This is a genomic window from Candidatus Neomarinimicrobiota bacterium, assembly GCA_041154365.1.
GTDB classification, from domain to species: Bacteria; Fidelibacterota; Fidelibacteria; order Fidelibacterales; family Fidelibacteraceae; genus Fidelibacter; species Fidelibacter multiformis.
Genome location: AP035449.1, coordinates 1466925 through 1479985 on the forward strand (window position 1 = coordinate 1466925; position 13061 = coordinate 1479985).

Below are 13061 nucleotides of genomic sequence, written 5' to 3' on the forward strand. Positions count from 1 at the left end.
CTCATAAGGATAAAAAAGGACCCCAGGCTGACCGGCACATTGTTCTGATGCCTACCGCTGCTTCCTTCCGGATCTGACGGGGTTCAGCATTTCCCAATTGCACGGGACCTGAGGCCTTAATCGTTTTTCGCACATCGGTTAATTTAAAGGAAGCGGTCAATAAAGACAAATTAATTGTCCTAATGCCATATAATCTCAAAAGCATGTTTACGGGGAATTTTTGTCAAATATGTCTGCCTGAGTAATTCGGTAATTAAAAGAAAACTGACAGATGAAACAGCTGTTTTATAATACCGGACCGGTCTGGAGTTTTCCCGGAAAAGCAAATAACCACTCATAGCACCAAGTCCCAGAGCTCCGCCATAGATGTACTTATCCAGCCCGTGGTTCCGGGTCCTGTATTCAAGCCAGTATCCCTTCTCTATGATGGGATATGGAACCTTAACAGACCCATTTTTACTGGATATAATCATTCCCTTGTCTTCATGGGCATTCAGGACTCCTTTGACAGGTGTATCCTGGAATCTGAAAATTTTGACAGGATATCCTGCAGGAATTTTCCGGAATAACTCCATTTGTTTTAACAAAAGGAAAGTCCCGGTTATCTTTTGAATATCTTCTTCTGATGGGCGCGGAGTCAGATCCACACGTTGTTTTAATGCCTCATACTCACTGACTCTCAGTCTTTTAACAGTTTTCTGAAGCTGCCTGGAACTGCTGTCCAGGTATAAAATTTTCACGCCATAATACGAAGGATTCACATAAACAATCTGGGCTGACCATAATTGTGGAAGATCGGGAAAAATGTGATAGTAAGCATTTTCCAGACAATTAATTTCCGGTCCCACTTTATGACTCAATACAACAACACTGCCTCCCTGTGGTGTTTCAGCCACAAGAGAGGCAGTGATCAGGGTAAAAAGGAAGAATCGCTTCACATTGTTCATTGAAAAAGTATCAGAGAGTAATCCCTGTTTCAATGGTCGTGATTTTCAGAGATTCTTCTTTGGGTTGAATATTGCCGTCTCCGTTTTTATCCCGGTAAGTGGTCATAAAATTCCAGATAATGGATACACCGGGGCTCACTTCCGCTCCGACCCGGTATCCCCAGATCGTATTTTCCGAAGGATCTTTAAATTTAAAGGGATTTGGGTCGTTATTGCGGATATAATAAGCGGATAATTCCGACAATTTGGGAACCAGTCCTTTCTGGACACCTGCCTGTGCATTAAAACTCCGGACCTCGTCTTTTTCTTTTGATACCATGTGCATATAGGATGCCTGGGCATAAGCTACATTAAAAAGCTTTACACCGGCAGCACCATAGATACCCTGGACAGAGGGAATACTGTCATTCAGGATCCGGTCGAATTTGGTCTTCGGAACCACATTTCCAACAGAATCTCTCTGTACATAGACCCGGTTGATGTCGTAATTCCTGTCAAAAAAGTTATAGCGGAAATTTTCCTGAGCCCAACGGTATTCGACACGTGCATCAATGATTTTGATAATATTGGCTGCAACTCCCAAAGGTGCCGCACCGAAGGTCATTTTATCCACTGTCCCTCCGGTATAACCCAGGATGGCTGCTTCAGAATAGACATTCAGGTTCAGGAATGACATACTCAGGACCGGTACTGTGACATCTGCGCCTACAGAATAAATGGTTGGATGATCATCCATCAGATCAGAAATGGTGGGTATATCCATCAGGGTGCTTGTCGAATCGGGACCGTTTGTATATCCCAGTGATGTGAAGTATTTATCCAGGGCGTTAATCTCTGACGGTGTCATGTTCAGGCTGGGATCATAATACCATCCACCTGTCCCGGCAGGATCCACATCCCTGTTATCTGCCAATCCGTCACCATCTGTATCCCGGTATGTTTCACTGTCATCCGGAAACATATCCATCAAATCGGAATATCCGTCATCATCCCGGTCTCTGTCAAAAGCATTGTATGGATTCACATCCGAGATGATACTTAAACCCACGCTAACCGGCAGGATAAGTTTCGTATTATAAGAGACCCGTCCACCCAGTAAACCGGGAGTCAATGTTTCACCACCCAGTTCATTCCAGTCAGCAATAAATCCGTTAAATCCAATTTTACCGGTCCGGAATTTCAGATAGGTTCCCAGGCGTTTGACTTCCGGGTATTCCAGCATATTAGTATATCCTGAAACCACAAGACCGTTTGCCATGGTTACCTGATCCAATCCACCCAGGCGGACATAGAAAGGATCCTCCATAAAACCCCAGCTAAGGAAATAGATCTTATCCAATACATCGTCCAGTGAATTCCAGTTATCCTCAAGAATATTCCCATCGCTGTCTATGTAAAGAACCACATCAAGGCCCACACCCAGCTTTCCCATTTGCAGGGTGGGTCTCGCAGCAATCTGGTTGTAGAGCTTTCCGTTAATGGTCACAGACCCCACACCCAGACCAACTCCATAATTTTTGCCTTCACCATCTTCAGCCGGTTCTTCTGCTTCAGCTTCTTCTCCGGTTTCAGCGGGCACTTCAGCTGTTTCTTCAGTCTGGGGAGCTGTAATGGGTTCAGCAGGAGTAATGGTTGTTTCGGACCGATCTACCGGACCTGTCTCTTCTTCAGGTTCTTCCTGGGGTACTTCTTCTTCAACAGGTTCTTCCATCATGGCATTAAAAACCGATTCATCTGGAAGTTCAGAAGCTGAGTAGTTCCGAACCTGCATATCACCTGCTGTGGTATTGATACACACCTGCCCCTGGGTGACGGTACCCGTCTGTCCTGACAGGGTGTTAAACACTTCAACCGTTCCCTCCGTTGTGAAAATCCTGTCCTCATTATCCTGGCAGGCAACCCAGAACCTGGTTCCTTTCACCGATGCAACAGATACCGGGGTCTGGACTTTGAATTCTTTCAGAGCACCGGGGGTCACTTCAAAAAGACTTTCCCCTTTATCCATTTCCACGGTTCTGGAGGATGCATCATCGTTCAATGTGATTTGCACATTTTCACGGAGTTTTAACAGGGTTTTATCATCATTAAACATAATCACGGCAAATCCATCCGATGCCGTTTGAACTACATCCCCATTCTCCAACTGTGTCCCCACCTCTACTGAGAGTAAATCAAAACTTCCGGCAGGTAATAGTTTGACATCACCTTTGGTTTTGATGACACTGGCCACTCCAGCCGGCAATATGGACACCGTCATGAACAGGAGCAATAAACCGTATAACCATCGTTTTCCCATCAATGACCTCCGTTTTTTTTAAGTTTTATGAAATATATGAATCCTGTATCAATTATCGTAGATAATTGTATAAAATCCTCCTAAAGACACATTTCATCATGATGATTATCACAAAAAGATCCTGTTTCACAAGAGCTTTATTCAGATTTTTCATTCTTTTTCTCTAAGTTATACCATGATAAAATCAGATATTGTGATTGTAGGCGGTGGTCCGGCAGGGCTCATGGCCGCAGGGAAACTGGGGCAGGCGGGGATACCGGTTCTATTGCTTGAAAAGATGGAAAAAACCGGAAAAAAACTCCGCATTACAGGAAAAGGGCGCTGTAATGTGAGCAACAGCCGGCCTCAGAGAGAATTCATCAACGCCTTTGGAACACAGGGGAAATTTTTATACTCTGCTTTTTCCCGTTTTTTCAGGGATGAGCTCTTGAATTTTTTTAAGCATGAACTTCATATTGAATTGACAGAAGAACGGGGCGGGCGAATTTTCCCTTCCTCCCAAAATGCTCACGAAATCGCAGATAAACTGACGGATTGGGCAGTTGGACACCATGTAAATATCCTTTATCACCATTCCTGTGATTCGCTCATAGTACATGGTGACAAGATTCAGGCTGTTTCATGCCGGACACCCAGTGGGCTCCAGCAATATGAGACATCGGCCGTCCTGATTGCCACAGGTGGCGCCAGTTACCCTGCTACAGGATCCACGGGAGATGGATATAAACTGGCCCTTCAGGCCGGTCATACCATCATCCCCCCTGCCCCTGCTCTGGTCCCCCTTGTTGCAGAACAGGGAGATCGTTATGGACTTCAGGGACTTAGCATAAAAAATGCCCTGGTATCGGTTTATACGGAGGGAAAAAAGACCGCATCGATGTTTGGGGAGTTTCTTTTTACCCATTTTGGCCTGTCTGGTCCGGTAGTTTTAACTCTTAGCCGTGAAATTGTCTTGTCTCTGCGTCACCAGAAACGTATCTCACTGGAAATCGATTTCAAGCCGGCACTGGATGAACAAACCCTGGACAAACGCCTGATTCGGGAATTCACTACACATGGTAACAAAAAACTCAAAAATGTCTTTCGATTTCTGATGCCGGAGGCTTTAGGACCGGTATGTCTCAGTCAAACTGGAGTGTCTGGTGATATTCCCTGCAATGTGGTACGGGTAGAGGAGCGAAAAAAGATTCTTCATTGGATGAAACATTTTACCGTAAAAATCAGTGGATACCGATCCCTTGATGAAGCCATTGTCACTCAGGGAGGTGTCTATCTGAAAGAAATAGAACCGGCAACACTCAGGTCCAAATATATCCCAAACCTTTATTTTGCCGGTGAAGTTTTGGATCTGGCAGCTGATACAGGCGGTTATAACCTTCAGGCGGCATTTTCAACAGGCTGGTGTGCCGCAGAAAGTATGATTCAACAAATACATCAAGCACAGGATCAGTAAATCTTTATTTATACTTTTAATATTATACTTGATTCAATGATGGAAATATAAATGAAGCAAATAATATCATGGATTTAACGGCAGTCTATAAAGGGCATTTGTGACTGTTTCGGTTATATAGAGGAATTTTTTATCCGGACTGATTGTACAATTAGTTACCCGTTTTCCGGGTAATTCCAGACTATCGGTAACCGTTTTTGTATCAATATCGATACTGTACATTTTCCCCCCGCCAAAATGGGCTACCAGGAGTGTTTTTTCATCATAAAACTCCATACCATCCGGGTCACCGCCAGGCAGCTCAATTAAAACTTCACGTTTTTCAGGATTATCCATCGGCAAAATCGTAATCCGGTTCAGAGCTGATTCACATACATAGAGCTTCTTCCCCCGCGGGCCAATTGCGATTCCATTGGGAAAAGCGAGTCCGCCTGTCAATAATTGAATCTCTTCTGTTTCAGGATTCAGCAAATATATCCGGCCGTCCCAAACGGTCTTTGAATAGGATTTTGGATCCGTAAAATATATCAGACCGTTATGGAGGGTCATATCGTTTGGACGTGAGAAACGTTCTCCATTATAATCCAAAACCCTGAGAATTGTACCGGATGTATCAAGTTTCAGGATGCGTCCCTGATTAAATTCACAAACCCATACATCACCGGAGGGTACCCAGCATAATCCATTGGGTTTGAAATCATTGCCGGAGAGGTCTGCAAAGGTATCTAAACGTCCATCTTTGCTCAACCTTCCGATCCACATACCATAACAGTTGGAAAAAAGCAGGTCATCCCCGGCAAAAACAGGTCCCTCAGGAAAATTTAAACCATCCGCTACTTTTACCAAATTCTCGGAGAATTGAAAATCCTCTTCAGAACAGGCTGTGATCAGAAGCAGAAAGAAAAAAAGGAGAAATATTTTACGAATTATCATCGTCTTCCTCATCAAAAGTCCCGTCTTCCAGGGATTTGAGATGTTCCAGATAGTTTGTATCCACCAACACTTCCCGAGCTTTTGAGCCGGTAAAAGGACCTACAATACCTTCCCGTTCAAGTTCATCAATAAGTCGTGCTGCCCGGCTGTATCCGACACGTAAACGGCGTTGTATCAGGGATATTGACCCCTGTTGATGCATTACTACCAGTTTCAGTGCTTCTTCAAACAGCGGATCACGTTCTGTTGAAAGTTCAAAATCATCACTCTCTTCCTCTTCTTCTTCCTCTTTCGCGGAAGGCAGGATAAAATCATCGCCGGAACCAGGTTGTTCATTGATATGATCCATGACCCGTTCAATTTCTTCCAGAGTAATAAAGGCATTATGAATACGGATGGGTTCAGAACGTCCCGGAGAGAGAAAAAGCATATCTCCTTTCCCCAAGAGTTTTTCAGCGCCTCCTGTATCCAAGATGGTCCGGCTGTCGATTTTTGTTGGAACCTGGAAGCCGATACGGGCAGGAAAATTGGAACGGATCACGCCGGTAATCACATCCACGCTGGGGCGCTGAGTTGCAATCACAAGGTGAATTCCCACGGCACGAGCCATTTGGGCAAGGCGTGCAATCGGTTCTTCTATCTCTTTTCCGGCGGTCAGCATCAGATCTGCCAGTTCGTCAATGACAATCAGAAGATAAGGCAGATGCTCACCCTCTACCAGGCCATCAGCCACCTTTTTGTTGTATTCATCAATGTTCCGGACCGTGGCATTTGCCAGTACCGTATAGCGCCTTTCCATTTCCACCTCAGCACTCCGGAGTGCCAAAACCGCATTTTGAGGTCGTGTGATGACATGTTCTCCAATATCATCGTTGGTAATAAGGTGATACTCTTTCAAAGCTTTATACACTGACAATTCCAGTTTCTTGGGATCTATCAGAATGAATTTGACTTCAGACGGTTTAGCCCTGTACAGGACGGACATGAGTAATGTGTTGATACAGACGGATTTTCCCGAACCGGTGGTTCCGGCAATAAGAAGATGAGGCATTTTGGCCAGATTAAAAACAAAGGGTTCGCCATTGGCCGTCTTTCCAAGGGCAATCACCAGCTTATCATCTACTATGGTAAACCGTTCAGAATTAACAATGGATTTAAAGTAAACAATTTCCGGCTTCCGGTTTGGAATTTCAACACCAACCACTTTTTTTCCGGGAATAGGAGCAATAATCCGAATTCGTTTGGCAGCCATAACACGGGCAATATCGTCAGCCAGTGATGAAATTTTACTTACCCGCACCCCGGTAGCCGGTTCCACTTCATATAGGGTGACAACCGGTCCGGGAACAACTTTCACCACTTTTCCCGTTACACCGAAATCAGCCAGTGTTTTTGTAAGTATGTCAGCGTTTTCCTGAAGTTCGTTGGGATCTATCTCATACCCCGGCGGTGGATCATTCAGCAAATCCACACTGGGAAAATGATATTCTCTCCTTTTCCCCTCTTCGACAAAATCATCATAATCGATGCTGTCATCTGTGCGTTTTTCGCTGACTTCAAAATCGTATGAGCCTTGATCGCCTTCGATTTGTGTATCTTCTTTTTCTCCCTTTTCAGGCTTTTCCTTCTGAGGGGGCATATCCGGGACATCGTCTTCCTGTACCACTGCTTTTTGATTCTCAAGCGGTTCCGGTTCTTCCGGCGTTACCTTTTCTTGGCTTTTCTTTCCTTTTTTATCTTTCTTTTTATCTGATTTCCCCTTCTCTTTTAATCCGGCACTTTTCTCTTTTAATCTTTGCTCTTTGCGTGTTGTTTTCCAGATGTGGTACTTTTCCATCCAGTGTTTCCAAAGGCGGTTGAGAGGCTGATACATACTCCACCTGAAATACAGACTGACCACCACAATGATGGCCACAATCAGGATAAGTATGGATGGAATCAGTCCCAACCAATCCATTAATAGAATACTGAGGGATCCTCCGGCAAAACCACTGATATTGAAATCAGGCGTAACAATCGGTACATGCCGGTTTAGGATTGTGGTGGTCAGCAATGCCGTTAAAAGGATGAAGCAAAACCAGTAGAGGGTAAATCGCCATGTTTTTCGGTAATCTTTTGCAGCGAAAAAAGTCCATCCCCATACAAAAAGAAGAAGGACAAGTCCCCATGAAAAATATCCCAGGCCGTATTTAATCAGAACATGCGCAATAAAAACCCCAGCGATACCCATGGCATTTTCGATGAGAAAGAAGCGGGACATGGATAAAACATCAGAGGGTGAATATGTAGCCAGACTAATGCCTGTAAGAACAGCCGTAATCATAAAGAGAACGCCGATAACTTCCTGTTTGATTTTTTCTTTCATAGAGATCAATAAGGTTTTGAATCCACAAAGGGAGTTTTCACAATTTTTGCCTGAATTTTTTTGTTCCGGATGCCAATTTCAAGGGGAGTACCGGTTTTTGCACAATCCCGTCGGACATAGGCTAGACCGATAGGCTGGTCCAGACCGGGAGATTGTGTCCCGCTGGTTACAACACCCACTTCTTCATCCTTAGAATAGACAGGATAGCCATGGCGTGGAATTCCTCTTTCCAGGAGGGTAAAGCCTACCAGTTTTCGTGCCGGTTTGGATTCCTTGATCCTTACCAGTGCCTGTTTACCGATAAAATCCTCTTTATCCAGCTTGGTGATCCAGCCCAGGCCGGCTTCAAGGGGATTGGTCGTATCATCTATATCATTCCCGTAAAGGCAATATTTCATTTCAAGCCGCAGGGTATCCCGGGCTCCTAGCCCCGCAGGCTTCAAACCATAGGGATTCCCGGCATCAAACAGTGCATCCCAAAGTTTTTCACCCTCTTCCGGTTTATGATAAAATTCAAAACCTGGTTCACCTGTATAACCCGTCCGTGAAACAATCATGGGAATCCCGGCCACAGTTCCCTTCAAAAAATGGTAAAAACCAACAGATTGGGGATCGAAATCAACCAGCTTTTTAAGGATTTTCATGCTCTCGGGTCCCTGAAGAGCCAGCAAGGCATAATCGTCGGAAGCATTTTTCACAGAGACTTTTCCTTTAAGGTTTTTCTTAACCCAATCAAAATCCTTTTGAATGTTGCCGGCATTCACAACCATCATATACTTGTTTTTTTCAAATCGATAGATAATGAGATCATCCACAATGCCACCGTCAGGATAACACATGGCTGAATACTGTGCCTGAAAATCTATGAGGGATGAAACGTCATTCAGTGTGAGATAATTGAGAAAGGATTCGGCATCCTCCCCTTCCACGAGGAATTCACCCATGTGTGACACATCGAAAAGACCGGCTTTTTGGCGGACTGCAAGATGTTCTTCTTTGATGGACGTATACATGACCGGCATGTGAAATCCGGCAAATTCAACAATTTTGGCTCCCAGGGAGCTGTGTTTTGCATAAAAAGGTGTTTTTTTCAACGTATTATTCATGAGAAGATCCTTTATGAATGATGGAATCGATTCCTTTCCGGATTCGCCGGACACCTTCAGCGAATGTATCGGGGTGCCCTCCGTAGCTCAGGCGCATAAACCCTTTGGAATAATCACCAAAAGCTTTTCCCGGAACAGTTAAGATACCAAAATGATCTTTCAGATAGAAGGCAAAATCCACTTCGTCCATAGCTTCCAGTACGGCTTCTGGAATTTTAAATAAAACATAAAAAGATCCAAGGGTTGGAACATACTCAAGTTTATTCTCTATCAGGGCTTCCGTAATAATTTTTCTGTTATGAATGACCCGATTCCGGTTATCTTCCAGCCATTTCTGATAATCGAAGTCGGGAAATCGGCTGATAATCAACTGGGAGATAGTGGGGGCAATGGCAACCATAGCCTGATGGGCTGCAAATATCTGATTCAATACGGAATGCCGGGTAAATGCCCAGCCCAGGCGCAAACCGGGTAATCCAAAGCACTTTGTCAGAGAACTGACGATGATGGTCCTCTCTCCCACTGTTTTCCAATTATGGCAAACCGGTTTTTCCACATTGCCGAAAAAACGGTAGACTTCGTCCACCAGAAGAAAAGCATCGTATTCATCACAAACCGCTTCCACCTGACGGATATCCGCTTCAGTCATCATGAGTCCCGAAGGATTGGCGGGTGTGTTGAGAATTACCAGGGCTGTGTCTTCACTGATATGTTCCCGGATACTCTCAGCGATGCTCCCTTTGCAAAAGGGTGGAATTGGATAGGTTTTCAGATCCATCCCCATCATTTTACTGATTGTTGGATAGGTGAGAAAATATGGGGAAGGTATGAGCAGTTCATTTTTTTTCCCTGCCCAATAGAGTTTGGCTCCGCCGATACCGGCGCTGAGACCTTCTTCTGCGCCACATACAATGCAAACATTATCAAAATTTCCAGGATACTCATTAATGGTCACAACCGCTTTTCTGGCTTCGTCGGTTCCGGCCGTGGGGGAATATGCAAAATTATTAATCACGTCTCTGCTGATAAGGGAATGAAACCACTCCGGCATATCAAAAACCGGTTCACCTAGGGCCAAATTGATACTCCCGGCAGGGGCACCATCAAAAATTTGACGAATTAAAGACTTCTGAACTGATGACATGGCTTGCCTTTCGTATTATCCTTTGCGTTTTTCAATCCGTTCGATAATTACCTGATCCGCATCGGTATCGGCTTCCTCCGATTCAGATAAAATTCCGGCAGTTTCCTCCGTTTTTTCTTCCGGCATTTCAGATTTTTTCCACTCGGATATTCTTACGCTTTTTTGCTTGATATCAGGGAGGGTTTCAAAATATTGGGTATCTTTTTTTTCAATATCTTCCAGGATTTTCCGGACATCTTTGTCAAAATCATCCAATGTTTTTTCAATCCTCTTGTAAAGTATGTTGAACATTTTTTCACCATAGGATGATTTGACCGTATCCAGCATATCATTCAGCACGGCTCCCAGATCCCGCTGTGCTTTATCTTCACTTTTCCGGTTCGGTATATCCATTGTTTCTCCTTTATAGTCGGCAGTCAACAGTCGGCAGTTAACAGTCAACAGTCGACAGTTGGCAGTCGGTAGTTTACCAGAGATCTCTCTTTTTAAAATCTTCAAAATGAATCAGTTGACGGTTGATTTCCTTCAAGGCCCCCCGAAGGACACCCGTGACTTTGACAGATTTTGCTTCACCGGGAGGGGATTTTTCCAGTTTCTGGATTAATTCCTTAAATTCCTGTAACTGATCATCGTCCAGTTCAATGGTTATTTTGTTCAGCATGTCAGGACTCCCTTTTCAAATGCATGCGGTAATTATACGCATCCAGCTTTTCAATGACAATTACATCTCCCGGTTTGACATTCTTTTCCGTCATATACCGGGTTGTCCCTTTAGTATAACTGCGATTTCTAAGGACAAACCGTTTATCTACAATATCGGTTTCTATTGAAAAACCGGCATCTGTTTCAATATTTATTGTTTTTACTTTATAACTTAAATTGACATTATCTGCGGGATTCATGGCCCCGATAACATCATAGGGAAAAAAATCAATGTGGTCAGCCACTGAAAACTGCCGTTGCATGAAAAACAGATTCTGTCGGGTTATTTCGATTTCAATGGAGTCCTTTAGTTTAAATCCTGTCCAGCCTTGTGTATCAAATTGCATCATATATACAAATTTCTTTTATTATTTTCCCGGGTTCACTATGTCAATGAGCCTGCCACACGAACAAACTCTTTCCTGTTCAACCTGTATCCGATAAGAATGTCTGTTGATGATACGGGCATGACAATCGGGACAGTAGGTCGAATTATCCACGCCCGAAACGTTGCCAATATACACATATTTCAATCCAATATCCAAGGCAAGCTCACGGGCCTTAACAAGTGTTTCCGGAGAAGTTGGGGCATGATATTGCCGTTTATAACCGGGATAAAAGGCAGACAGGTGTAGGGGTGTCAGTTCTCCCGTATTCTGCAGTATCCATTCGAATGCATGCCGGAGTTCTTCCCGGGAATCGTTCAGTCCTGGTATGATAAGAGTCGTGATTTCCAGATGTTTTTTCAAGGTATGGATCGTTTTGATGGTTTCCAGGATTTCAGAAAAAGAAGCACCGGTATATTTTCTGTAAAAGGAATCAGAAAAAGCTTTCAAATCAATATTGAAAGCATGGACATTCTCGTACAATTCCGGAATTATATCTGCCGAGACATAGCCATTGGTCACAGAGATGGTTTTCATTCCTTTTTCCACGGCTATTCTGGCGATATCCCGCATATATTCGGCATAAACCGTCGGCTCATTGTAGGTGAATGCAATCAGACGGAGTCCTGCCTCCCCGGTTAACCGGACAATATCCTCCGGGCTGTATGTTTCAGAAGATGGGATTTTATCATAACCAGCCTGAGAGATTGTCCAGTTTTGGCAAAAATCGCAGGACAGATTACATCCCATAGTCCCTATACTGTACACCGATTCTCCGGGATAGAAATGATACAGGGGTTTCTTTTCCACAGGATCCACATGGAGTGCTACAGGTCTTCCATAGGATACAGAATAGAGAATGCCATCACTGTTTTTTCTGACTTTACATCGCCCATAGTGGTCCGGAGCAATGATACATTGATGAGGACACAAGGTACATTTGACACGTTTTGTTACATCATCGAGTGGACTCCACCAGTCCGCCCTGTGTAAATAATCAGAAGAGTTCATAGAGACGTTTTTCATAATCAATTTTTTTCTTTACGATTGAATCCGGTTCAAAAAAATATTGAATATTAATGTGACGGTCTGACCGGTTAATAGAGGTTACCAGTAACTCGTTTCCGGATATCCATTTTTGGGTATAAAAAGGTTTCCCGGGTGAATAATCTTTGACATCATAAACTGAAATATGGGATGGATTTCCGTATTTCTTTCTGAGAATTCCGGTGATCATCCGGTATTTTTTCAACAGGGTGTCTTCATCCCTCATTTCAGGAAGGTAGAGAAGCTGAAAAGAGGTGATACCTTCATCCTGATATCCCGGGTAGCAGTATAGAGTATCCTTACCGATTGCAGAAATCCATCGATCGAGGGTATCCGATGAAAACCCCCGGAGTGCTAAAAGAGCTTCCACCTGTTCCCGGGGAATACTCCAGGGAATCGAAGAGAATGTGAAAGCCTGTGATTCCAACTCAGACAGGAAAAAAGAGCTCTGTATAGGCAGAATATCTGCTGAAGAAGCTGTCCCTGTATCAGGTTTTGTCATCAGGGTATCGCTCAATTCCTCCAGATTGAATGCAGGCAGGGAATCCTGAACAGTCGTCAGAGTATCACGATCCTGGGCAGAAAGCAATCCCATCCCGGCCAAACACAACATCAGACAGCAGAAATATTTATTCATGACAGCACCAACCTTAATCGTTCTTTTTAAGAGTCCTTTTGCGGC

12 protein-coding genes and 1 other RNA gene are annotated in these 13061 nt (G+C 44.0%); 1 reads left to right on the forward strand and 12 read right to left on the reverse strand.

Annotated features, from left to right (window positions below; all coding sequences use genetic code 11):
* Positions 1–17: 17 nt before the first annotated feature.
* The 3 genes from ffs to strainIA91_RS06415 form a co-directional block, all read right to left on the reverse strand.
* An RNA gene (gene ffs, locus strainIA91_RS06405) (signal recognition particle sRNA small type) lies at positions 18–114 on the reverse strand.
* A 65-nt stretch (positions 115–179) separates the two neighbouring features.
* Positions 180–938, reverse strand: coding sequence for a hypothetical protein (locus tag strainIA91_RS06410; RefSeq protein ID WP_400165951.1), 759 nt, complete (start codon positions 936–938; stop codon positions 180–182).
* A 19-nt stretch (positions 939–957) separates the two neighbouring features.
* Positions 958–3243, reverse strand: coding sequence for a FecR domain-containing protein (locus strainIA91_RS06415; protein ID WP_400165952.1), 2286 nt, complete (start codon positions 3241–3243; stop codon positions 958–960).
* Positions 3244–3418: 175 nt separating this feature from the next.
* Between strainIA91_RS06415 and strainIA91_RS06420 the strand changes: the two genes are divergently transcribed.
* Positions 3419–4696 carry an NAD(P)/FAD-dependent oxidoreductase gene (locus strainIA91_RS06420; RefSeq protein WP_400165953.1) on the forward strand — a complete coding sequence of 426 codons (1278 nt, stop codon included), beginning with the start codon at positions 3419–3421 and terminating at the stop codon, positions 4694–4696.
* A gap of 66 nt (positions 4697–4762) precedes the next feature.
* Here the strand turns inward: strainIA91_RS06420 and strainIA91_RS06425 are convergent, their stop codons facing one another.
* From strainIA91_RS06425 to strainIA91_RS06465, 9 genes are all read right to left on the reverse strand, one after another.
* Complete coding sequence (locus strainIA91_RS06425) at positions 4763–5629, reverse strand: SMP-30/gluconolactonase/LRE family protein (RefSeq protein WP_400165954.1); 867 nt, start codon at positions 5627–5629, stop codon at positions 4763–4765.
* Positions 5616–7994 carry a DNA translocase FtsK 4TM domain-containing protein gene (locus strainIA91_RS06430; RefSeq protein WP_400165955.1) on the reverse strand — a complete coding sequence of 793 codons (2379 nt, stop codon included), beginning with the start codon at positions 7992–7994 and terminating at the stop codon, positions 5616–5618. Before strainIA91_RS06430 ends, strainIA91_RS06425 begins: the two co-directional genes overlap by 14 nt.
* Positions 7995–7999: 5 nt before the next feature.
* Positions 8000–9100, reverse strand: coding sequence for a glycine cleavage system aminomethyltransferase GcvT (gcvT, locus tag strainIA91_RS06435; RefSeq protein ID WP_400165956.1), 1101 nt, complete (start codon positions 9098–9100; stop codon positions 8000–8002).
* Positions 9093–10178 (reverse strand): pyridoxal phosphate-dependent aminotransferase, encoded by a 1086-nt coding sequence (locus tag strainIA91_RS06440; protein WP_400165957.1) that lies wholly within the window; start codon positions 10176–10178, stop codon positions 9093–9095. Before strainIA91_RS06440 ends, gcvT begins: the two co-directional genes overlap by 8 nt.
* Before the next feature lie 81 nt (positions 10179–10259).
* Entirely contained in the window at positions 10260–10637 is a 378-nt protein-coding gene (locus strainIA91_RS06445) for a hypothetical protein (protein ID WP_400165958.1), read from the reverse strand.
* Between the two features lie 73 nt (positions 10638–10710).
* The gene (locus strainIA91_RS06450) at positions 10711–10905 is read right to left on the reverse strand and encodes a hypothetical protein (RefSeq protein ID WP_400165959.1); all 195 of its coding nucleotides are present in this window, start codon (positions 10903–10905) and stop codon (positions 10711–10713) included.
* Position 10906: 1 nt separating this feature from the next.
* The gene (locus tag strainIA91_RS06455; protein WP_400165960.1) at positions 10907–11296 is read right to left on the reverse strand and encodes a hypothetical protein; all 390 of its coding nucleotides are present in this window, start codon (positions 11294–11296) and stop codon (positions 10907–10909) included.
* Between the two features lie 18 nt (positions 11297–11314).
* Complete coding sequence (gene amrS, locus strainIA91_RS06460; RefSeq protein WP_400165961.1) at positions 11315–12343, reverse strand: AmmeMemoRadiSam system radical SAM enzyme; 1029 nt, start codon at positions 12341–12343, stop codon at positions 11315–11317.
* Entirely contained in the window at positions 12330–12992 is a 663-nt protein-coding gene (locus strainIA91_RS06465) for a hypothetical protein (protein ID WP_400165962.1), read from the reverse strand. The genes amrS and strainIA91_RS06465 overlap by 14 nt, the downstream gene beginning before the upstream one ends.
* Positions 12993–13061 lie beyond the last annotated feature (69 nt).